This is a genomic window from Streptomyces sp. NPDC043876, assembly GCF_056435825.1.
The window spans coordinates 78841-101127 of record NZ_JBWKDV010000003.1; the positions used below are offsets into that span (position 1 = coordinate 78841).

A 22287-nucleotide genomic window follows, 5' to 3' on the forward strand; every position below is an offset into this window, starting at 1 on the left:
GCCGGGCCGTCACCCGGACCGGCGGGAACTCGCCGCGGCGGCTCAGGCGGCCGTCGGCTCCGGCCCCGTGCCGCTGCCCGGCGTCCCGGCGCCGCGCCCGTCCTGCGGCGCGGGCGCGGCGACCGACAGGGACAGGGCGAACCGGCCCTCCCGGTCCGTCCACCACTGGGTCAGCTCCAGCCCGGCGGACGCCAGCTCACGGCGCACGCCCTCCTGACGGAACTTCGCGGAGACCTCGGTCAGGATCTCCTCGCCCGCCGCGAACGGCACCACCAGGTCCAGGGCCCGGATCTTCACCAGGGCGTCCGTCAGGGCCCGCAGCCGCATCTCCATCCACTCGTGCTCCCGGTTCCACACCGCCACGTGCGCGAAGTCGGCGGTGTGGAAGTCCGCGCCCAGCTCGCGGTCGATGACGGCCAGGACGTTCCGGTTGAACTCCGCCGTCACCCCCTGCGCGTCGTCGTACGCCGCCACCAGCACCGCCTCGTCCTTCACCAGGTCGGTCCCCATCAGCAGCGCGTCCCCGGGCGAGAGCATCGCCCGGACGGACGCCAGGAAGGCGGCCCGCTCGGCGGGCAGCAGGTTTCCGATCGTCCCGCCCAGGAACACCACCAGCCGGGGCCCCGGCGAGGGCGGCAGCGCCAGCGGCCGGGTGAAGTCGGCCACCAGCGCGTGCACCCGCAGCCGCGGACGGTCCGCGAGCAGCACCCCGGCCGCTCCCCGCAGCGCGCTCTCGCTCACGTCCACCGGGACGTACGTGTCCAGCCCGGGCAGTGCCTCGATCAGGTGCCGGGTCTTCTCCGAGGACCCGGAGCCCAGCTCGACCAGGGTGCGGGCGCCGGTGACGGCCGCGATCTCGCCGGCGCGCTCCAGCAGGATCTCCCGCTCCGCGCGCGTCGGGTAGTACTCGGGCAACCGGGTGATCTCCTCGAAGAGTTCGCTGCCCCGGCTGTCGTAGAACCACTTGGGCGGCAGTGACTTGGGAGAGCCGGTCAAGCCCTCGCGCACATCGGCGCGCAGCGCCTTCTCGGCCGCGTTCTCGTCCAGGGTCCGGGTCAACCGGAAGTCACCCGTGGGGAATTCACTCACTGTCCTGGTTCTCCTTGGTCGCGTGCGGGGGGAGTTCCTTGAGCGGGGTCAGCTCGACGTGCGTCCGGGAAGCGGTCAGCAGGGTCCGGTCGGCGACCTCGGTCCAGCGGGGATCGTCGTCGTAGGGCTCGGACGCGACGACCATGCGGTCCGTCCGGGTGTCCGCCAGGTACCACAGCGAATCGCCCCAGGCCGTCGCCGCGATCGCGTGCCCGTCGGTGAGCAGCAGGTTGAGCCGCGATCCGGGGGCCGCCGCCGCCAGTTCGCGGACGGGAGCGCTCAGCGCGTCACCGAGAGCCGCGCCCGCGCGCAGCGCGCGCAGGACCAGTGCCCAGACCAGCGCCGAATCGGAGCGGGCGGCCAGCTGGAGCAGTTCCACGGCGGGCAGCGAGGCGGCGGCGGCCGCGGCCGCGTCCGGCCAGTCCCGCACCGCCCCGTTGTGACTGAACAGCCACGGCCCGGCCGCGAAGGGCGCGGCCGCCGCCTCGCCGTCCGCGCTGCTCAGGGTCGCGTCGCGGACGGCCGCCAGCGCGGATCCGCTGCGCACGACCCGCGCGAGGTCGCTGAAGGTGGCGTCGCCCCACACGGGGCCCGCCCGGCGGTAGCGGGCCGGCACGGGGTCCCCTTCCGCGTACCACCCCACGCCGAACCCGTCGGCGTTGACGGTCCCGAACCGCTGGCGGCGCGGCGCCCACGCCTGACGCACCAGCGAGTACTCCGGCTCGGAGAGCAGCCTGCCCAGCGGCACGGCCGGTCCCAGCCAGGCTATGTGACGGCACATCAGGCGTCCCTCGCAGTGCGGAAACCGGTGAAGATCTGGCGGCGCACCGGCAGGTCCCAGTTGCGGAAGGTGCCCCGGCAGGCCACCGGGTCCACCGCGAACGAACCGCCCCGCAGCACCTTGTGCTCCGGCCCGAAGAACACCTCGGAGTACTCCCGGTAGGGGAAGGCGCGAAAGCCCGGATAGGGGAGGAAGTCACTGGCCGTCCACTCCCACACGTCGCCGATCAGCTGGCGCACCCCGAGCGGGGAGGCCCCGGCCGGGTAGCTGCCCGCGGGGGCGGGGCGCAGGTGGCGCTGGCCGAGGTTGGCGTGGGCGGGCCCGGGGTCGGCGTCGCCCCACGGGTACCGGGTGGAGCGGCCGGTCGCCGGGTCGTGCCGGGCTGCCTTCTCCCACTCCGCCTCGGTCGGCAGCCGCCGGCCGGCCCAGCGGGCGTAGGCGTCCGCCTCGTACCAGCTGACGTGCAGGACCGGCTCGTCCCCGGGCACCGGCTCCACCACTCCGAAACGGCGGCGCAGCCACTGGCCGGCCTCCCGGTGCCAGAACAGCGGCGCGCCGATCCCGTGGCGGCGGATCTGCTCCCAGCCCTCGGCCGCCCACCAGCGGGGCTCGGCGTAGCCGCCGTCCGCGATGAAGTCCAGGTACCGCGCGTTGGTGACCGGGACCGTGTCGATCCAGAAGGGGCCGGTGTCGCGGGTGTGCGCGGGGCGCTCGTTGTCCAGCGCCCACGGCTCGGTGGAGGTCCCCATGGTGAACGGCCCGCCGGGGACGAGGACTTCGGCGGCCGAGGGGGGCAGGCCGGTCGGCGCTCCGGGGTCCGGAGCGGCCAGGACGGGCCCGCCGAGCCGCAGTTGATGGGTGATCAGCATCGTCTCGTCGTGCTGCTGCTCGTGCTGCGCGATCATCCCGAAGGCGAAGCCGTCGTCGAGCAGCGCCGAACCCTCGAACGGCGTCCGCTCCAGCAGGTCGAACACCCGCCCCCGCACCTCGGCGCTGTAGCCGCGGGCCTCGGCGGGACCCAGCAGCGGCAGCGCCGGCCGCTCCGCGCGGGGGTGCGCGAAGGCGTCGTACAAGGGGTCGATCTCGGGACGCATCGGCTCCCGCCCGGCGACGCGCCGCAGCAGCCACAGTTCTTCCTGGTTGCCGATGTGCGCGAGGTCCCACACGAGCGGGGACATCAGCGGCGAGTGCTGCGCGGCCAGGTCCCCGTCGCTCACCGGGTCGGTCAGCGCCGCGGTCCTGGCCCGGGCGGCGGTCAGCGCGGCGGCCGCCCGCGCGCGCAGGTCCCCGGGCGGTGCGGGGGCGGTCCGGTCGGCTCCCGTGCTCACGGGCGCGTCTCCTTCCGGTCGGTGGCGGAGGCGGCGCCCCGTGGCGCCGTGGCGGTGGAACGGGCCCGCGCGTCGTCGACCTCGTCGGCGGGACAGCGGCCGCGCCGCACGAAGCGCTCGGTGAACTCGCCGACGGCGTCCCGCACCCGGGTGTCCGCGCCGAGCCGCGGCAGCGCCTCGGCGGCGGCCCGGAAGCAGGCGCGGGCGGCCGCGCGCAGCTCCGGGTCCCGGGGTCCGTGGCGGGCCGCCGAGAGCCAGAGCGGATTGCGCGGCGCCGGCCGCGGGCCGTGGGTGTCGGCCAGTCCCTTCGCCACGCGGTACGCCGTCTCCGCGGCCTCCGGGTCGTCGAACAGGGCGTGCACCACGGCCACGGGGACCAGCCAGCCGTCTTCGCCCGGCTGCGCGTCGATCATCCGCAGCTCCAGGTGCCCGCGCGGCCGCACCGGGGGGAACAGGGTGGTCAGGTGGTAGTCGAGATCCGCGGCGGTGGGGGGCCGGGGCCCGGCGCCGCGCAGCCATGCGCGGAAGCTCAGGCCCCGGGGCACCTCCCAGGCACCGCCCGCTGCGTCCGGACCGTCCGCCTCCGCGGGCCGTACGCACATCACCGCCGTGTCGAGCGCGTGCCGCGTCCACACCTCGCGCGGGTCGCCGTCCAGCGGCGGAGCCAGCGCCCGCGCGGTGTCGAGGTCGCTCCAGACCCCCTGGCGCGAACACCGCCACCCCGCGTACGGGCCGCTGTCGGCGGGGGAGTTCGCGAAGGCGGAGACGAGCACCGCGCCCAGCAGGTGCGCGAACCGCCAGCGCCTGCCGTGCCCCAGCGGCCCGGGTTCCTCGTGGCCCGCGTCGACACAGACCTGGACCGAGGCGGAGGCGCGCATCATGGCGCGTCCGGCCGGGCCGGTGCGGTCGAAGTACGTCTCCATCGCGGCGTAGCGCGGGTGGTCCAGCAGTCTCCGCAGCGGCCGGCGCAGATCGTGGCCGAGGCCGTCGAGGACGACGCCCTGGGAGCCCAGGGCCTCCCGTACCGCCGTGAGATCGGCCTGGAGGTCGCCGACGCACCCCATCAGGGAGGCGGCGGGCGGCGAACTGAGTTCGAGCTGGCCCCCGGGCTCGACCGTGAACCGGGAGCGCAGGGGCAGGGCGGCCGCCGTGTCGTGGGCGGCGGTGAGGCGGGCGGGCGGCAGCGGACGCGCGGGGTCCTCCGCGTCCAGCAGCAGCCATTCCAGCTCGGCACCGATCAGACGGGGCGGCCCCGTCTTGAAACATATCCCGCGTACGAGGTCCTCGGCGGCGGTCTCGGTGAGCGGGCTCGGGTCGGGACCGGCGAGGCCGGGGGGCGGCCCGGGGGCGTGCGCCCGGACGGGTGGGGCGGGGGAGTCCTGGGTCATGAACGGTTCCTCATCTCCTGGCGCGAGCCGTGGCATCACCGTTGCCTACCCGTCGTGGTCGGGCCGTGAATCGTGCGGATCGCATCAAGATCGCGCAAATCAGTGCCGGATCGCGCAAGAAATTGCGTTGCCACGGGTGGTCGCCTTCCCGAAGATCAGGAGATGAGCAGCAGATTGCGGGCCATCGCGACGGAGAACGCGCAGATCGTGGCGGCCGGGGGGTACCGGACGCGGTCCGGACGGCAGGTTGCGCTCGCCGCCGCCGTGGCGGAGGCCAAGGCAGGAACCAGAATATATGGCCCGGATCCGGTCATTCCAGACGAAGTGCCGGGGGCGGGAAGCCGCGCGACCGCCTTCGAGGTGACCGGGGAGAGCAGCACCGTCGCCGCCCGCAGGCTCGCTGCGGACGGCCCGGTCGCGGTGCTCACCTTCGCCTCGGCCCGTAATCCCGGGGGCGGTTACGTCCGCGGGGCCAAGGCCCAGGAGGAAGCCCTGTGCCGTGCGTCGGCCCTCTACGAGACCCTGCTGGAGGCGCGCGCGTACTACGAGGTCCACCGCGCCGAGCCCAGCACCTTCTACACCGACCGGGTGATTCACTCGCCCGGGGTCCCGGTCTTCCGCGACGACCGGGGCGAACTCCTGGACGCGCCCTTCCGCGCCGGGTTCCTGACCTCGCCGGCGCCGAACGCGGGCACCATCCGCCGTCAGGAACCGGACCGCGCGCACGAGATCCCGGCGGCGCTGGCCCGGCGGGCACAGCGGGTCCTGGAGGTGGCCGCGCTGCACGGCTACCCGAACCTGGTGCTGGGGGCGTGGGGGTGCGGGGTGTTCATGAACGACCCGGCCGAGGTGGCGCAGGCGTTCCGCGCCCCGCTGACGGGCCGCTTCGCCGGGGTCTTCGACCGGGTGGTCTTCGGCATCCTGGACCGGGCCCCGGGCCCGCGCCGCGCCTTCGAGGCGGCGTTCGCGGGCTGAGGGCCGGGTGCGTACCCGGGGCGCCCTACGTCCAGCCGTACCGTGCGCGCAGCCGGTCCACGACCAGCTCGAACCGGTCCCGGTCCAGGGCGCAGGCCTCGCGCCGCATGCCGTCCTCGTGCACGCGCAGCACCCGGTCAACCGCCACCCAGGACTCCCGTCCGGCGTTGTCCCAGGGACCGGTGCCGATCGGCACCCACTCCCGGTCGTGGTCGTGCCGCTTGCTGGACAGCTGTACGGCGAGCACGGCCCCGCTGCCGCTCTCGCGGGCGACGACCAGCACGGGGCGGTCCTTGCCGCGCCCGTCGTTCTCCTCGTACGGAACGAAGGTCCACACGATCTCGCCGGGATCGGGGTCCCCGTCGTGATCGGGCGCGTAGGAGGTGCGCACGGCCCCGATGGCGTGCGGATCGACCTCGGCGGTCGCCCCGGCCCCGGCGCGGCCGGGCTGGTGGGGCTGGGGGAGCGGGTCGGTGGGCCCGGTGCGGTGCGAAAGTGCCGTCATCCGGGTGAGGTTAGCGGGAAGGGGCCCGTGGCCGCGCCGCCGCGGGGCCGCAGCTACGACGGCAGGGGGAGCGCGACCGCCGCTACCGCGCCCCCACCGGCTGGGCGCGGGGGGTCCGGGGCGCCGCGCGCAGGGGAGCGGACCAGTGCGGCCAGTGGGACTGCCAGTTCTCCGCCGCCTCCAGCTGGGCTGCCAGGGAGATGAGGAGGGGCTCCGAGGCTTCCGGCCCCAGGAGTTGGGCGCCGACGGGGAGACCCTGGGGCGTGAAGCCCGCCGGGACGTTCACGCCCGGCCAGCCGAGGACGTTCCAGGGCCACGCGTACGGGCAGGCCGCGATGATCGTCCGTTCCGTCTCCAGCGAGCCGCGGCCCGTCAGGGCGCCGACGCGCAGGGGCGCGGTGGCCGTCGTGGGCGTGAGGACCACGTCGTAGCGCTGGAAGATCTCCCCGATCCGGTACTGGTGCAGGGCCTCCGCCCGGCGGGCCGCCCGCAGGGGCAGACCGCTCAGGATGCGCCCCATGAGCGTGGCCTCGCTCGTCCGCGGGTCCAGCAGCGAGGCGTCCGGCACCCGCGCCGCCCACTCGTGGACGCCGCCGGTCGCGCGGGGTATGAAGCTCAGCCCGATCTTCCCGTACCGGGGGTCCTCCAGGGCCACCTCGTGGCCGAGCGCCTCCAGCCGCCCCGCGAGCCGCTCCACGGCGTTGCGGACGGACGGGTCGAGGGACTTGGAGGTGCCGGTGAACGGCATCCCGAAGGAGAGCGCGATCCGCAGCCGGCCCGGCGCGGTACGGGCCGCCCGGACGGCGGAGACCGGCGCGGGCCGGTGCAGGTCGCCCCGGTGCGAGCCGCTGGCCGCGTCCAGGAGGAGGGCCGCGTCGGCGACCGTACGGGCGAGGACGCCGTTGACGGTCAGCCCGCGGAAGGCCTCGGGTTCGGGCCAGGTGGAGATGCGGCCGCGCTGCGGTTTGATGCCGACCAGGTGGGTCCAGGCCGCGGGGATGCGGATGGACCCGGCGCCGTCCGACCCCAGCGCCGCCGGGACCAGTCCGGCGGCCACGGCGGCCGCGGAACCGCCCGAGGAGCCGCCGGGAGTGAACGCCGGGTTCCAGGGATTGCGGGTCGCGCCGAATGCGGGCCCCTCGGTGAGCGGCCACTGGCCCAGCTCCGGGGTCTGGGTCTTGCCCACGATGACGGCCCCCGCGGCGCGCAGCCGGCGTACGGCCTCGCTGTCCTCGGCCTTCGGCGGGAACTCCCCGGCGCAGCCGAAGGCGGTCGGCAGCCCGGCCACGTCCATGTCGTCCTTGACCGCCAGCGGTACGCCCAGCAGCGGCAGCCGCTCACCGGCGGCGAGCCGCCGGTCGGCCGCGTCGGCCTCCGCGAGGGCGGCCTCGGCGTGCACCACCCGGAAGGCGTTCAGCTCCGGCTGCGAGGCCTCGATCCGCTCCAGGCACTCTTCGGTCAGCCAGCGCGAGGACACGCTGCCCTCGGCGAGTGCCCGGGCCATGTCGACCAGACCGGGCACCGCGTACGGGGCCGGAAGCGGGAGTAAGCCCGGCGGCGAACCGGGGTCCGGGGCGGCCGTGGGGCGGGGCGCCGCGACGGCCGTCGTCCCCGGAGTCAAGACGGTCGTCGCGCCAGGAGCCGTGCCAGGAACTGTGGTCATCGAAACCGGACCTCCCCGTTACTCATCGGTATACAGACGGTAACGGGGAGATCTTGAAGCTTGCTATATCCCTCCTTCAAGCGAGCTCACGAACCCCTCGAAGTCCCCGCGGCATGATTCCAGCCATCCGCCGGCCCTCGGACGCGAGCGGTCTGGAAGGATTCCCGGGCCATGCCCCAGTCACCGAAGTCGCCTCCGCCGCCCTCGGCCCCGCCCGCCGCGGCCCCGCATCCCCCACTGCCCGCCGCGGCGACCAGCGCCGACGTGGCGCGCCTCGCCGGTGTCTCGCGCGCCACGGTCTCCTACGTGCTGAACAACGCCGAGGCCGTCCGCATCAGCGAACCGACCCGCCGCAAGGTCCGCGAGGCGGCCGAGGAGCTCGGTTACGTCCCGCACGCCGCCGCCCGCAGCCTGCGCGCCGGACACACCCGCATCGTGCTGCTGCCCACCTCGCACGTCCCGGCCGGACCGCTGTACAGCTCCTTCCTGAACGCGTTGCAGTGGGCGCTGCGCCGCCTCGACTACACCGTGGTCCAGTACGGCAGCCTCGGCCTCACCGGTGACCAGGCCGCGCGCGCCTGGGCCGAGTTGCGGCCCGTGGCGGTGATCTCCCTCGGGGAGATCGTCCTGAGCGCGCAGAACGTCGCGACCCTCAAGCGGGCGGGCGCCCGCGCCGTGATCACGCTCGGGCCGGTCGGCGTCCCCGGAGCGCACGCCTGCGTCATGGACCAGGCGGAGGTCGGCCTGCGGGCCGCCGCCCACCTCATCGAGCGCGGTCACCGCCGGATCGGCGTGATCGTCCCCGAGGAGGAGGGGCTGGACCTGTTCTCCGCCCCGCGCCTGGAGGGCGCCCGGACCGCCGCCGACGGCGTGGCCGTGATCGAGCCGCTGCCGATGGCCTACACCGAGGAGTCCGCGCGGGCCCTCGCCGCCCGCTGGCGGACGCACGGCCCGGACGCCGTCTTCGCCTACAACGACGAGTACGCGATGCTGCTGATGCGCGCCCTCCAGGACGAGGGGCTGCGCGTGCCCGAGGACGTGGCCGTCATGGGCGCCGACGACCTGCTGATCGGGCGGCTGCTGCGGCCCCGCCTGAGCACGGTCCGGATCGAAATGCCCACCGGCGATCACCTGGCCGCCCTGGTGGACCGGGCGGTCCGCGAGCCCTCCGAGCCCCCGGCCCGCCACGACCTGATGTCGGCCACGGCCGTCCCGCGCGAGTCCACCCGCACGGCGTGAGCCCTGACCTGCCCCTGCGGCAGCGGGGAGGCGTTGACAGGCCGCGAGCCGGGGACGGAGACTGCGGGCGCGCCCACCGGCGCGCCCGCACGGATCTGCCCAGGAGACCCCCATGCGCATCCGCGACGTCTACATCGTCGACGCCGTCCGCACCCCGATCGGCAAGTTCGGCGGTGCCTACGCCGGGGTCCGCCCGGACGACCTGGCCGCGCACGTGGTCCGCGCCCTGGTGGACCGTACGCCCGGACTCGACCCCGCGCGGATCGACGACGTCGTCTTCGGCGACGCCAACGGCGCCGGTGAGGACAACCGCGACGTGGCCCGCATGGCGGTGCTGCTGGCGGGGCTCCCGGTCACGGTCCCCGGCGTCACCGTCAACCGGCTGTGCGGATCGGGCCTGGAGGCCGTGATCCAGGCGGCGCGGGCCATCGCCCTCGGGGACGCCTCCGTGGCGATCGCGGGCGGCGTCGAATCGATGACCCGCGCGCCCTGGGTGGTGCAGAAGCCCGAGCGGGCGTTCCCCGCGGCCCACCAGCAGCTGTGGTCCACCACCCTCGGCTGGCGGATGACCAACCCGCGGATGCCCGGGGAATGGACCGGCTCGCTGGGCGAGGGCGCGGAACTGGTCGCGGACAAGTACGCGCTGACGCGCGAGGCCCAGGACGCCTTCGCGCTGGAGAGCCACCGCAAGGCTGCGGCGGCCTGGGCGGCGGGGGAGTACGACGCCGAGGTGGTCCCGTACCCCGGCGTCGAGCTGCTGCGCGACGAATGCGTCCGGGAGGGCTCCAGCATGGAGGCCCTCGCCCGGCTGAAGCCCGCGTTCCGCACCGACGGCCGCGGCACGGTCACGGCGGGCAACGCCTCTCCGCTCAACGACGGCGCCGCCGCCCTGCTGCTCACCGACGAGGCGGGACTCGCGGAGACCGGGCGCGAGCCGCTCGCCCGGATCCGGGCCTCCGCGGTGACCGGGATCGAGCCGCAGCTCTTCGGACTGGGGCCGGTCGAGGCGGTCCGGCGGGCGCTGGAGAAGGCCGGCCGCGGCTTCGCCGACCTGACGACCCTGGAGCTGAACGAGGCGTTCGCCGCGCAGGCGTTGGGCTGCCTGGAGGCCTGGCCCGAGCTGGACCGCAAGGTGGTCAACCCACGCGGCGGCGCCATCGCCCTCGGCCACCCGCTCGGCGCGTCCGGTGCCCGGCTCGCCGGTTCGGTCGCCCACCAGCTGGCGGCGGCCGGTGCGGGGACGGGGATGGCCGCGCTGTGCATCGGGGTGGGCCAGGGCATCGCCCTGGTGCTGGAGCGCTGACGGGGCACGGTACGCGGGAGCCCGGCGGGGCGCGCGGGGACGCGGGGCAGGCTCCAGGGGGGCCGGGTGGTCCGATCGATTCCGGACATGTGCGCCCGGCAACTGCCCAATAACTGAACAGAATTGGGAACTCCGTTCTGGCACGATGACGCGTGCCGCCCCCCACCCCCGGCCGGCTCCGTCCTGCGCCGGTTCCGTCCCCACCCACCGGAGGCCCCGCGCCATGCCGCTCCTCGACCCGCAGCTCTGGCAGGACGGACCGACCCTGACCGGGGGTACGGCGCCGGTCATCGAACCGGCGACCGGCCGCACCCTCGCCACCCTCGACCTCGCCTCGGCGCCCGACATCGCCGAGGCCGCCGTACGGGCCGGGGCCGCGCAGCGGGACTGGGGGCGCTCGACCCACCTGGAGCGCGCCGCGGTGCTGCGGCGCGCCGGGGACCTGTTCGCCGCCCACGCCGAAGAGCTGCGCACCTGGCTGATCCGCGAATCCGGGTCGATCCCCGGCAAGGCGGACTTCGAACTGCACGTCGCCGCCCAGGAGTGCTACGAGGCCGCCGCGCTGGCGTCCCGGCCGACCGGTCAGGTACTGGCGACCGAGGCGCCCCGCCTCTCGTACACCCGGCGCTCCCCGGCCGGGGTGGTCGGGGTCATCGCCCCCTTCAACGCCCCGCTGATCCTCGCCATCCGCTCGGTGGCGCCCGCGCTGGCCCTCGGCAACGCCGTGCTGCTCAAGCCGGACCGGCGCACCGCCGTGTGCGGCGGCCTCGTGCTCGCCGCGGTCTTCGCCGCCGCCGGGCTGCCGGCCGGAGTGCTGCACGTGCTCCCGGGGGACGCGGACACCGGGGCGGCGCTGGTGGCCGAACCCCTGGTCAGGGTGGTCTCGTTCACCGGGTCGACCGCGAGCGGCCGGGCCGTCGGGGAATCGGCCGGCCGTCACCTCAAGCGCGTGCAGCTGGAGTTGGGCGGCAACTCGGCGCTGGTCGTGCTCGCCGACGCCGACGTGGAGGCCGCGGTGGCCCAGGCGTCCTGGGGCTCCTTCTTCCACCAGGGCCAGATCTGCATGACCGCGGGCCGCCATCTGGTGCACGCCACCCTGTACGACGAATACGTCGAGCGGCTCGCGGCGCGGGCCGAGGCGCTGGCGGTGGGGGACCCGTACCGCGAACAGGTGCACCTGGGCCCGCTCATCGACCGCGCCCAGCTGGAGCGGGTCCACGCCCTCGTGGAGGCGAGCACCGGGCGCGGCGCGAAGCTGATCGCGGGCGGCACCCACCGCGAGCTCTTCTACCGGCCGACGGTCCTGGCGGGCGTCGCCGACGACACCCCCGCCTACGCGGAGGAGGTCTTCGGCCCGGTGGCGCCCGTACGGTCCTTCGCGTCGGAGGAGGAGGCGGTCGCCCTGGCCTCGGCGGGCCCGTACGGGCTCTCCCTCGGCGTGGTCACCCGTGACGCGGCGCGCGGGCTGGAGCTGGCGGACCGGATACCCACCGGGATCGTGCACGTGAACGACCAGACGGTGAACGACGAGGCGGTCGCCCCCTTCGGCGGCGTCGGCGCCTCCGGCAACGGGGCCCGGTTCGGGGGCGAGGCGAACCTCGACGCCTTCACGGAACTGCGCTGGACCACGGTCCGCCGCACCCCGGCCGGCCACCCGTTCTGACCGGTCCCGGAATGCCGGGCGCGTTCCGTTCGTTCCAGGGGACAGGAAGCGCGAATTACGGAGGTCTGGAAACCGTGGCTACAGTCGAACTCACCAAGGAGAACTTCGACCGGACGGTCAGCGAGAACGAGTTCGTGCTGATCGACTTCTGGGCGTCGTGGTGCGGCCCCTGCCGGCAGTTCGCCCCGGTCTACGAGCGGGCCTCGCAGACCCACCCCGACCTGGTCTTCGCGAAGGTGGACACGGAAGCGCAGCAGGAGCTGGCCGCCGCCTTCGACATCCGGTCGATCCCGACGCTGATGATCATCCGGGACCAGGTGGCCATCTTCGCCCAGCCGGGCGCCCTCCCCGAAGCCATGCTGGAGGACGTCATCGGCCAGGCCCGCGCCCTGGACATGGACGAGGTCCGCACGAAGATCGCCGCCGAAAAGGCGACCCCGAAGCCCGGGGACGGCCCGGCCCAGCCCCCCGCCGAAGGCGCGTAACGGCCGGCCCCCGCCGAGCACACCGGCCCCGGGCCGCGGCACGCCCGCCGCGGCCCGGCTCGGCACGCCGTGACCCGGCTCCGGCACGCCGCGGCCCGGCGGTTGGTCGCGCGGACCCTGCGCTGCCGCGAGACTGGACCCCATGACTGAAGCGGTGGAATACGACGTCGTGGTGATCGGCGGGGGACCTGCGGGCGAGAACGTCGTCGACCGGGTGCGGGCCGCCGGGTTGAGCGCGGCGCTGGTGGAGAGCGAGCTCGTCGGCGGGGAGTGTTCGTACTGGGCCTGCGTGCCCAGCAAGGCGTTGCTGCGGCCGGTGCTCGCGCGCGCGGACGCGCGCAAGGTGCCCGGGCTGGCCGAGGCCGCGCGGGGGCCGCTGGACACGGCGGCCGTGTTCGCGCACCGGGACTACTGGGCCGGGCACTGGAAGGACGACGGCGGGGCCGACTGGGTGCGTTCCATCGGCGTGGACCTCTATCGGGGGCACGGCCGTCTCTACGGGATCCGCAAGGTCTCCGTCACCAGCCCCGAGGGCGAGCACCACGTGCTCGCCGCCCGGCACGCCGTGGTCGTGGCCACCGGGACGCGGGCGCTGGTGCCGGACGTGCCGGGGCTGGCCGCGGCCCGGCCGTGGACCAGCCGGGAGGCCACCTCGGCGCAGCAGGCGCCGGAGCGGCTGCTGATCGTGGGCGGCTCGGTGGTGGCCGCCGAGATGGCCACCGCCTGGCAGGGCCTCGGTTCGCAGGTGACGGTGCTGGTGCGCGGTGCGCGGCTGCTGCCCCGGATGGAGCCGTTCGCGGGCGAGCTGGTCGCGGATGCGCTGCGGGAGGCGGGCGCGGTGGTCCGTACGGGCGTGGACGTGGAGGCCGTCGTCCGCGATGGGTCGACCGGCCCCGTCACGGTCGTGCTCGCCGGCGGGGAGACCCTGGAGGGCGACGAACTGCTGATGGCGACGGGCCGGGTCCCGCACACCGAGGACGTCGGCCTCGACACGGTCGGGCTCGAACCCGGTGGGTGGATCGGGGTCGACGAGAGCTGCCGGGTGCCCGGAACCGATTGGCTGTATGCGGTCGGTGACGTCAACCACCGCGCGTTGCTCACCCATCAGGGCAAGTACCAGGCGCGGATCGCGGGGGCCGTCATCGCGGCCCGCGCGGCGGGCGCCGTCGCCGCCTCCGACGAGGGGGCGTGGGGCCCGTACGCCGCCACCGCGGACACGGCCGCTCTGCCCCAGGTGGTCTTCACCGATCCGGAGGCGGCGGCGGTCGGGCTGACCCTGGAGGAGGCCGAACGCGCGGGCCACCGGGTGCGGGCCGTCGATTACGACCTCGGCCAGGTGTCCGGAGCGGGCCTGTACGCCGACGGGTACCGCGGCCGGGCCCGGATGGTGGTGGACCTGGACCGCGAAGTCCTCCTCGGCGCCACGTTCGTGGGGCCGGGGACCGCCGAACTGCTCCACGCGGCCACCATCGCGGTGGCCGGTGAAGTGCCGATCGCTCGGCTGTGGCACGCGGTTCCCGCCTTCCCGACGGTGAGCGAGATCTGGCTGCGGCTGCTGGAGGCCTACCGGGGCTGAGGACGCGGCGGGGAACGGAACTCCGGTCGCGTCCGGGGGCTGGTCAAGGTCGTCGCCGGTGGCCAAAGATCGCGTCCGCACCTCTCCACCGGCGTTCTTCCGGCGCCACGCGTCCCTCACAGGAGGATGTCCATGCCCCGCCGTTCTTCCCGCGGCCGCACCGCCGCGCTCATCGCCTCCCTCACCCTGCTCGGCTGCGCCGTCCCGGCGGCCGCCGACGCGTCCGGATCCGCGCCGGCCGGCCCGCCCCAGGGCCGCGTCTTCATGGTCAACCCCGTCCAGTCGTCCGGCGATCAGACGCTCACCGACGGCAAGGACGCCGCCGGCGCCGTGCCGGACTCCGCCTACGCCACGGTCGCGCTGCGCAACCTGGACGCGAGCGGCGGCCTGTCCGGCCGGTGGGCGTACGTCCGCTCGGAGACGGGCGCCCCCGCCGCCCTCGCGGACGCCGGCCGCTACACCCGGGCGGACGACCAGTTCGAGCAGGTCATGGCCTACTTCTGGGTCAACGAGGCGCAGGAGTACCTGCAGTCCCTGGGCTTCGGCAGCGAGTTGCGCGGTGCCAACGACCGCGCGCAGCCGGTCCGCATCAACCAGTACGGCGCCGACAACTCCTTCTTCACCGACAAGAAGGCCGAGATCCGCTTCGGCAAGGGAGGCGTGGACGACGCCGAGGACGCGGAGGTCATCGTCCACGAGTACGGGCACGCGGTGCACAACGCGCAGGTCCCGGGCTTCGGCACCTCCCCGGAGGCGGGGGCGATAGGCGAGGCCTTCGGCGACTACCTGGCCGTCGAGGTCGGCAGTCACGCCGACGCCGCGCGGGGCTGGCCGCGCCGCACGGACCTGGCATGCGTGGCCGACTGGGACTCGGTCCCCTACAGCGCCGCCCCGCACTGCCTGCGCCGCATCGACGGCACCAAGGTCTACGCGGACCGGGTCGGCGAGGTGCACGCCGACGGCGAGATCTGGTCCCGCGCCCTCTTCGACATCCGCGGGGCCCTGGGCGCGCGCACGGCGGACCGGGTGATCGTCAACGCGCAGTTCTCCTTCGCCCCCGACACGAGCTTCCGGGACGCGGCGCTCGCCACGATCGCCACCGCCCGGAGCATGTACGGCGCGAGCGCGGCGGACGCCGTGCGGACCGCGTTCAAGAACCGCCAGATCCCCGGAATCGAGTAGTCCGGCCGGCTCAGGCCCGCGCGGCGCCCCGCCCGAGAGGACCGGCCGGGGCGCCGGGTGATCGTCAAATGGTCGTCAAATAGCCGCCCTGGCACCGCGGTTCGCAGCAAAGCGGAATGGTCCGTTTTCGACCGTTGAGCGGACATCGTGAACCGCTCTCCGGATAACAGCAGGTCAAATCCTTGTTGCGTCCCTGTCATTTTGGGTCTTCCTCCTGGCAATGTCACAGCCGTTCCCCCCACGGCACACCAGGAGAGTGAGACCCCACCCATGTCCTCATCCCCCACCACCCGCAACCGCACCCGCGCGCTGCGCGCCGCCGCCCTCGTCGCCTCGGCGGCGATGGTCGCCATCGTGGCCCAGAGCGGTTCCGCCAGCGCGTCGGCCGAGCGCGAGGCCGGAGCAACCGCCCTCAGCCTGAACGCCGGTGCGCGCGCCGAGGCGATATCGACCGCACAGGCCGAGGCGGACGGCACGGGCCGCGCCTTCGGCCTCGCCGACGGCGAGCGCCTCGTGGCCCGCGACGTGATCAAGGACGCGGACGGCACCGTCCACACGCGCTACGAGCGCACCTACGCCGGACTGCCCGTGCTCGGCGGCGACCTGGTCGTCCACCAGAAGAAGGACGGCAGCCGCAAGACCACCAAGGGGACCGAGGCCCGCCTGGCCCCGGCCGCCGCCCGCAGCCTCAAGGCGGCGCCGGCCGGCGCCCGCGAGGTCGTCTGGGCCGCCACCGGCAAGCCGGTCTTCGCCTACGAGGCCGTCGTCACCGGCACCCGCGCGGACGGTACGCCCAGCGAGCGCCACGTCATCACCGACGCCGCCACCGGCGCCGAGCTCTACGCCTACGAGGCCATCGACACCGGCACGGGCACCAGCGAATACTCCGGCGCCGTCACCCTCGGCACCACCCTGAGCGGTTCGTCGTACAGCCTGACCGACGCGGCCCGCGGCGGCCACAAGACCTACGACCTGAACGGCGCCACCTCCACCGCCACCGGCAGCCTGTTCACGGACGCCGACGACAAGTGGGGCACCGGCTCCCCGTCGAACCGTCAGACCGCCGCCGTCGACGCCCACTACGGCGCCGCGGTGACGTGGGACTTCTACAAGTCGGAGCTCGGCCGCAACGGCATCGCCGGTGACGGCAAGGCCGCCTACTCGCGGGTCCACTACGGCAACGCCTACGTCAACGCCTTCTGGTCCGACAGCTGCTTCTGCATGACCTACGGCGACGGCGCCAACAACTCCAAGCCCCTCACCTCGCTGGACGTGGCCGGGCACGAGATGAGCCACGGCCTGACCGCGGCCACCGCCAAGCTCAACTACAGCCGCGAGTCCGGCGGTCTGAACGAGGGCACCAGCGACATCCTCGGCACGTCCGTGGAGTTCTTCGCCAACAACTCCTCGGACCCCGGCGACTACCTCATCGGCGAGAAGATCGACATCCGGGGCAACGGCTCGCCGCTGCGCTACATGGACAAGCCCAGCAAGGACGGCGCCTCCGCCGACTACTGGTCGAAGTCGGTGGGCGGCCTCGACGTCCACAACTCCTCCGGCGTCGCCAACCACTTCTTCTACCTGCTCTCCGAAGGCAGCGGCGCCAAGACGGTCAACGGCGTCGCCTACAACTCCCCGACCTACGACGGCTCCAAGGTCACCGGCATCGGCCGCACCAAGGCCTACAAGATCTGGTACAAGGCCCTTTCGACCTACATGACGTCGACCACCGACTACGCGGGCGCGCGCAAGGCGACCCTGCAGGCGACCGGGGACCTCTACGGCACGACGGGCGCCGAGTACCAGCAGGTCGCCGCGGCCTGGAAGGCCGTGAACGTCAACTGACGCCCCTGCGTCAGACGTCGGCCCGCCGGTAGCTGCCGCCGTCGGTGGTCCGCGTCAACAGGCCCGCGATGACCAGGTAGCGCCGCAGCGCCGCGCTGTCGTCGTGGACCGTGCGCAGCGCCTCGTTCACCTCGGGCTCCGTGTACGCGCGGCCCGGGGCGAACAGGGTTTCGGCGAGGTGGCGCAGCAGCTGCTCGCGCCGGACGGGCTTGCGCGGGACGGCCTTGAGGCGGCCGGCCGCGGAGAACAGGTCGGTGACGCCGCGCCGTTCGGTCGCGGACCGGACCCCGCTGCCGGTCCCGCCCGCGGGCCGGGCCCCGTCTTCGGACGGGGTTCCGGCCGGGGGCCGGACCCGGTGCCGGGGGTGGGCCTGGGCGTGGGGCGGGTGCTGCGCTTCGCTGTCGGACATGAGCAGCAGCCTCGCCCGGCGCCACGGGCCGCGGCAACCGCTTTTCCCGCTGCCGGCGACGTCCCGCGAAAAGTGACGCTCCTTCACCTTACTGAGTGGTAGTCCCCGCAGTACCCTCCGGGAACCGTTCCCCGTCCCTTCCGGAGGAGCACTATGAGAAGCCCCACCGCACGGCTGCGCACCGCGGTCGCCACCGGGCTCATCGCCCTGGGCGCCGCCCTCTTCGCCCCGCTCGCACCGGCCGCGGCGTCCCCCGCCGCGGATCCCGTCCCGCTCCCCGTCGCGGACTACTGCGGGGGGCAGTGCGCCGACATCCTGCCGCCCGGCCAGAGCGGCAACGCCACCCTGGCGCAGATCCTGCTCCACAAGGCCTTCGGCACCCTGCCCGCCCACACCTCGGACCAGCTGGCGCGCTACGCCTCGCTGGCGGGCGGCTACCCGGGCCTCACCGACGCCAAGATCAACGACTTCTTCAACGACGCCTCCTTCGGCGTCCCCGCCGCGCAGGTGGAATCCACGGTCAGCCCGCGCCCCGACGTCACCATCACCCGGGACAAGAAGTCCGGGGTCCCGCACATCAAGGGCACCACCCGCTACGGCACCGAGTACGGCGCGGGCTACGCCGCCGCGCAGGACCGGCTCTGGCAGATGGACCTCTTCCGGCACGTCGGCCGCGGGGACCTGACCCCCTTCGCGGGCGGCGCCCTCGCCAACCAGGGCCTGGAGCAGGAGTTCTGGCCGCAGGCCCCCTACACCGAGGCCGACCTCCAGGCCCAGGTGGACCGCATCCGCACCACCGAGGGGGACCGCGGCCGCCAGGCCATGGAGGACGCGCAGGCCTACGTGGACGGCGTCAACGCCTACCGGCAGCAGTCGAAGGACGGCCGCTACTTCCCCGGTGAGTACGTGCTCACCGGCCACATCGACTCCGTCACCAATGCGGGCGAGATCCAGCCGTTCAAGCTCACCGACCTGATCGCCCTCGCCTCCGTCGTCGGCGGCCTGTTCGGCGGCGGAGGCGGCGGCGAGGTGCAGGCCGCGGTCTCGCTCCTCGCCGCGCAGCAGAAGTTCGGCCTGGAGGAGGGCACCCGCATCTGGGAGTCCTTCCGCGAGCGCGAGGACCCCGAGGCCGTCCTGACCGTCCACGACGGGACGAGCTTCCCCTACGCCCAGAAGCCCGCGAACCCGCAGGGCACCGCCCTCCCGGACGCGGGCTCCGTCGTCGCCGAACCGCTGGTGTACGACCGTACGGGAGCGGCGGCCGCACAGACCGCGACCGCCGTGCCCAAGCCTGTCAAGCCGAGCATGTCCAACGCCCTGCTCGTCTCCGGCGCGAAGACCGCGAGCGGCCGGCCGGTCGCCGTCTTCGGACCCCAGACCGGCTATCTGGCACCCCAGTTGCTGATGCTCCAGGAACTCCAGGGACCGGGACTGAGCGCACGCGGCGCCTCCTTCGCGGGCGTGAGCATGTACGTACAGCTCGGACGCGGCCAGGACTACGCCTGGAGCGCGACCTCCGCCGGACAGGACATCACCGACACCTTCGCCGTCGAACTCTGCGAACCGGGCGGCGCCGCCCCGACCACCGCCTCCACCTCCTACCTCTTCCGCGGTGCCTGCACGCCGATGGAGAAACTGGAGCACCGCAACGCATGGACCCCCACCGTCGCCGACGGCACCGCGGCGGGCTCCTACCGGATGCAGGTCTGGCGCACCGGCTACGGCATCGTCACCCACCGGGCGACGGTGGCCGGCAAGCCCGTCGCCTACACCGCGCTGCGCTCCACCTACCGCCACGAGGCCGACTCGATGATCGGCTTCCAGATGCTCAACGACCCGGCGTACGTGACGGACGCGCACGCCTTCCAGCAGGCCGCGCAGCACATCGGCTACGCCTTCAACTGGTTCTACGCCGACTCCCGCGAGGCCGCCTACTACAACAGCGGCCTGAACCCGGTCCGGGCCGCCGGGGTCGACCCCGCGCTCCCGGTCCTCGGCCGGCCCGCCTACGAGTGGCAGGGCTTCGACCCGGCGGTGAACACGGCCGCCTACACCCCGCCCGCCCAGCACCCGCAGTCCATCGGGCAGGACTACTACATCAGCTGGAACAACAAGCAGGCCAAGGGCTACGGCGCCGCCGGGTTCGGGATGGGCGCGGTGCACCGGGCGAGCCTCCTGGACGACCGGGTCAAACCGCTCGTCGCGGCGGGCGGGGTCACCCGGGCCTCGCTCACCCGGGCCATGGAGGACGCCGCCGTCACGGACCTGCGCGGGGAGAACCTGCTGCCCGAGCTGATCGACGTCCTGAACAGCTCGGCCGTGACCGACCCCGCGGCGGCCGCCGCCGTGCAGAAACTGACCGCCTGGCGGGACGCCGGAAGCGAACGCAAGGAGACCGCCCCCGGCTCGCAGACCTACGCGCACGCCGACGCGATCCGCATCATGGACGCGTGGTGGCCGCTGCTGGTCGAAGCCGAGTTCAAACCCGGGCTCGGCGCGCCGCTCTACGACGCCCTGCGGGCCTCCCTGAGCATCGACGAGGCGCCCAACGCGGGCCACGGGCCCACCGGTTCGCACGCCGGATCCGCGTTCCAGTACGGCTGGTGGAGCTACGCGGACGAGGACCTGCGCATGGTCCTCGGGCGGCCGGTGGCCGACCCGCCGTCCAAGGTCTACTGCGGGGGCGGCTCGCTGAGCGGCTGCCGCGACGTCCTGCTCGCCACCCTCAAGCAGGCGGCGGCCGCGACCCCGGCGGCGGTGTACCCGGCCGACGGCACCTGCGCCGCGGGCAAGCAGTGGTGCGCGGACGCCATCGTCCAGCGTCCGGTCGGCGGGCTCGCGCACCCGATGACCACCTGGCAGAACCGGCCGACCTACCAGCAGGTCGTGGAGTTCCCGGCGCACCGCTGAACCACCCGGCCGGGGCGGGCATCCCGCCCCGGCCGTCCGGCCGTACGCGAAGGGCCCCGCCGCTCCCGGTGCGCACCGGGAACGGCGGGGCCGCGTTCACGCGGACCCGGTCAGGGGCCGACGGTGATCTGCTGCGCCGGGTCGGTGGTGTCCGCCACCTTGTAGACGGCGTTGAAGGTGGAGCTGGTCGCGCTGGTCGGGCAGCCGAAGCCGCCGGTCACGGTGACCGGCACGCTCGCGTTGGTGAACGTGAGGCTGGAGGGGGCGCCGTTCGTCCAGGCACCCGCCACCGCGGCCGGGCCGGCGGGCGCGGCCGTGACGGTACAGGTCGCGAGACCGGTGGTGTGCACCACCAGACCGCCGGTGGGCACGGTCATCGTGGCCGTGACGGGCGAGCCGTTCTGCATCGACACGCTCCACGCGCCGCTCGTGGTGACCGTCGGCGTCACCCCGGGCAGGCTGGAGGTGCACGAGCTGTACGACGGCGGGGAGATGGGCGAGGAGACGGGCCCGGCCGCGTTGTGGTTGCCGGGCGCGGCCGGCACCGCACCCGTGGAGACGGAGACCGTGCAGGTCACGGTGACCGAGCCGGCCTTGAGGGTGGCCTTGCCGCTGAGGGTGGCCTTGAACGCGTGACCGGCGGGCGTGACGGTGGTCGAGCCCGCCAGGGGTAAGGGGCCGGCCATCGCGGGGACGGAGCCCAGGGTCAGGGCCCCGGCGGCCGCGGTGGCGGCGGCCAGGGCGAGGGCGGTGCGGGTGCGCGTACGGGTCATGACGGCGCTCCTTGGGGATCGGTGTCCTGCGTGGGGGGCGCAGGAGAGGGGGGAGGAGAGGTCTCCGTGGGGGGCGTGGCGGACGTGCGGCGCGGCGCGGCGGAGGGCTGCCAGGCGAACATCAGTCCGCCGCCGAGGATGCCGAGCAGGGTGCCGACGAGGAACCCGCCGAGGTTCGACAGGACCAGCGCGGCGGTGGCGATGAGCGTCGTGAGGATCCCCGCCAGGGTGCGGTGCTGAGGGGAGAACCAGGCGGAGAGCCCCATCACGATCATGACGATGCCCATCAGGACGGACGGGATGCCCGCCACGCCCTGGCTGAGCATGACCTTCAGCGGTGCCAGCGGCAGCGCGCAGATCTCGGCTCCGGCGAGGAGGGCGAAGAAGCCGCCCCAGAAGGGTCTGCTCCGCCTCCAGCGGCGGAACCGGCCCGCCCGCCGGGCGCCGCCGGCCGGGGTCGCGGCCTGCGGACCGCCGCCGCCCGGGGCGCCGCCCCGGGCGCGGCCCCGGGTCAGAAGCATTCCTTCTTGCCCTTGCTGATGTTCATGTTCAGCCCGGAGAGCTTGAAGGTGCCGGCGTTGGTCGCCCACGCCGTCTGGTGCAGACCGGTGATCTTGACGGTGTCCGCCTGCTGGGCGAAGAGGTCCTGCATGCCCACGGCCTCCGCCGGACCCTTGTCCAGGGTGGAGGCGTCCCGGCCGATCTCGATGTTGCTGAAGACCGCGTCGCCGGAGAGCTGGGTGGCGTCGACGAACAGGTTGCTCGCCTCGACCGGGTCCTTCTGGCCCGCTGTGAGGTTGAGCGAGATGTCCCCGATCATCGGGAGCGTGGTGACCACCGACTGGCAGAGGCTGTGGAGCTTGGCCTCCTTGATGGCGGTGATGGCCACCGGTATGAGTTCTTCGCGGGCGTTGACGTCGACGCTGCCGTACTGGGCGAAACCCTCGCCCTCCAGGCTCTGCGCCGACACCTTGAACTGCTGGCCCGACACGGCGAAGGAGGCGGCGAGCGCCCCTTGCGCGAGGGCTATCCCGAGGCCCGCCGTGACCGCGACCGCCGGGAGGGTCAGGACGGCGAAGCGCCGCCATCTGACCCGGCCGTCCGCGCTGTTGACAGCGTTGTCAGGTAAGTGCTGGGAATCTTCCACCGGATGCCCCTGTATTCGGCTGTGCA

The 22287-nt window shown here is 74.2% G+C and carries 19 protein-coding genes; 9 read left to right on the plus strand and 10 right to left on the minus strand.

What is annotated here, in order from left to right; genetic code table 11:
* Window positions 1-42 precede the first annotated feature (42 nt).
* Genes egtD through egtA form a run of 4 tightly spaced genes read right to left on the minus strand, consistent with a single transcriptional unit; the run spans window position 43 to window position 4586 of the window.
* Window positions 43-1089, minus strand: coding sequence for an L-histidine N(alpha)-methyltransferase (egtD, locus tag AC0693_RS09745; RefSeq protein WP_469336201.1), 1047 nt, complete (start codon window positions 1087-1089; stop codon window positions 43-45).
* Window positions 1082-1870: an ergothioneine biosynthesis protein EgtC gene (gene egtC, locus AC0693_RS09750; protein ID WP_469315640.1), complete on the minus strand. Its 789-nt coding sequence runs from the start codon at window positions 1868-1870 to the stop codon at window positions 1082-1084. Before egtC ends, egtD begins: the two co-directional genes overlap by 8 nt.
* The gene (egtB, locus tag AC0693_RS09755) at window positions 1870-3198 is read right to left on the minus strand and encodes an ergothioneine biosynthesis protein EgtB (protein WP_478801408.1); all 1329 of its coding nucleotides are present in this window, start codon (window positions 3196-3198) and stop codon (window positions 1870-1872) included. The genes egtC and egtB overlap by 1 nt, the downstream gene beginning before the upstream one ends.
* On the minus strand, window positions 3195-4586 hold the full coding sequence (gene egtA, locus AC0693_RS09760) for an ergothioneine biosynthesis glutamate--cysteine ligase EgtA (RefSeq protein WP_478801409.1): 1392 nt from the start codon (window positions 4584-4586) through the stop codon (window positions 3195-3197). Before egtA ends, egtB begins: the two co-directional genes overlap by 4 nt.
* Before the next feature lie 162 nt (window positions 4587-4748).
* Here egtA and AC0693_RS09765 point away from each other — a divergent pair, with 162 nt between their 5' ends.
* On the plus strand, window positions 4749-5561 hold the full coding sequence (locus tag AC0693_RS09765; RefSeq protein ID WP_469315643.1) for a TIGR02452 family protein: 813 nt from the start codon (window positions 4749-4751) through the stop codon (window positions 5559-5561).
* Window positions 5562-5586: 25 nt separating this feature from the next.
* Here the strand turns inward: AC0693_RS09765 and AC0693_RS09770 are convergent, their stop codons facing one another.
* Window positions 5587-6066, minus strand: a complete 480-nt coding sequence (locus AC0693_RS09770; RefSeq protein ID WP_478801410.1) for a type II toxin-antitoxin system PemK/MazF family toxin — start codon at window positions 6064-6066, stop codon at window positions 5587-5589.
* Between the two features lie 82 nt (window positions 6067-6148).
* On the minus strand, window positions 6149-7729 hold the full coding sequence (locus tag AC0693_RS09775) for an amidase (protein WP_478801411.1): 1581 nt from the start codon (window positions 7727-7729) through the stop codon (window positions 6149-6151).
* 171 nt (window positions 7730-7900) lie between these two features.
* Here AC0693_RS09775 and AC0693_RS09780 point away from each other — a divergent pair, with 171 nt between their 5' ends.
* The 7 genes from AC0693_RS09780 (at window position 7901) to AC0693_RS09810 (ending at window position 17022) form a co-directional block, all read left to right on the plus strand.
* Window positions 7901-8968: a LacI family DNA-binding transcriptional regulator gene (locus tag AC0693_RS09780; protein WP_478801412.1), complete on the plus strand. Its 1068-nt coding sequence runs from the start codon at window positions 7901-7903 to the stop codon at window positions 8966-8968.
* 112 nt (window positions 8969-9080) lie between these two features.
* Window positions 9081-10271: a thiolase family protein gene (locus tag AC0693_RS09785; protein WP_356414138.1), complete on the plus strand. Its 1191-nt coding sequence runs from the start codon at window positions 9081-9083 to the stop codon at window positions 10269-10271.
* Between the two features lie 223 nt (window positions 10272-10494).
* Window positions 10495-11934 carry an aldehyde dehydrogenase family protein gene (locus AC0693_RS09790; protein ID WP_478737774.1) on the plus strand — a complete coding sequence of 480 codons (1440 nt, stop codon included), beginning with the start codon at window positions 10495-10497 and terminating at the stop codon, window positions 11932-11934.
* Window positions 11935-12008: 74 nt separating this feature from the next.
* A complete protein-coding gene (trxA, locus tag AC0693_RS09795; protein WP_478737772.1) occupies window positions 12009-12419 on the plus strand; it encodes a thioredoxin in 411 nt (136 codons plus the stop codon).
* A gap of 142 nt (window positions 12420-12561) precedes the next feature.
* Window positions 12562-13995 carry a dihydrolipoyl dehydrogenase family protein gene (locus tag AC0693_RS09800; RefSeq protein ID WP_478801413.1) on the plus strand — a complete coding sequence of 478 codons (1434 nt, stop codon included), beginning with the start codon at window positions 12562-12564 and terminating at the stop codon, window positions 13993-13995.
* Window positions 13996-14127: 132 nt separating this feature from the next.
* On the plus strand, window positions 14128-15177 hold the full coding sequence (locus tag AC0693_RS09805) for a M4 family metallopeptidase (RefSeq protein WP_478737768.1): 1050 nt from the start codon (window positions 14128-14130) through the stop codon (window positions 15175-15177).
* A 270-nt stretch (window positions 15178-15447) separates the two neighbouring features.
* Window positions 15448-17022 (plus strand): M4 family metallopeptidase, encoded by a 1575-nt coding sequence (locus AC0693_RS09810; protein WP_478801414.1) that lies wholly within the window; start codon window positions 15448-15450, stop codon window positions 17020-17022.
* A 10-nt stretch (window positions 17023-17032) separates the two neighbouring features.
* Here AC0693_RS09810 and AC0693_RS09815 read toward each other — a convergent pair whose 3' ends face one another.
* The gene (locus AC0693_RS09815) at window positions 17033-17272 is read right to left on the minus strand and encodes a DUF2087 domain-containing protein (protein ID WP_469315940.1); all 240 of its coding nucleotides are present in this window, start codon (window positions 17270-17272) and stop codon (window positions 17033-17035) included.
* Window positions 17273-17584: 312 nt separating this feature from the next.
* Here AC0693_RS09815 and AC0693_RS09820 point away from each other — a divergent pair, with 312 nt between their 5' ends.
* Complete coding sequence (locus tag AC0693_RS09820; RefSeq protein WP_478801415.1) at window positions 17585-20341, plus strand: penicillin acylase family protein; 2757 nt, start codon at window positions 17585-17587, stop codon at window positions 20339-20341.
* Between the two features lie 110 nt (window positions 20342-20451).
* Here the strand turns inward: AC0693_RS09820 and AC0693_RS09825 are convergent, their stop codons facing one another.
* From AC0693_RS09825 to AC0693_RS09835, 3 genes are read right to left on the minus strand one after another with little or no spacing between them, the layout of a single operon-like run.
* Window positions 20452-21114, minus strand: coding sequence for a hypothetical protein (locus AC0693_RS09825; RefSeq protein ID WP_356414119.1), 663 nt, complete (start codon window positions 21112-21114; stop codon window positions 20452-20454).
* Complete coding sequence (locus AC0693_RS09830) at window positions 21111-21635, minus strand: DUF6114 domain-containing protein (protein WP_469315651.1); 525 nt, start codon at window positions 21633-21635, stop codon at window positions 21111-21113. Before AC0693_RS09830 ends, AC0693_RS09825 begins: the two co-directional genes overlap by 4 nt.
* On the minus strand, window positions 21626-22261 hold the full coding sequence (locus tag AC0693_RS09835) for a DUF6230 family protein (protein WP_356414113.1): 636 nt from the start codon (window positions 22259-22261) through the stop codon (window positions 21626-21628). The genes AC0693_RS09830 and AC0693_RS09835 overlap by 10 nt, the downstream gene beginning before the upstream one ends.
* Between the last annotated feature and the right edge of the window lie 26 nt (window positions 22262-22287).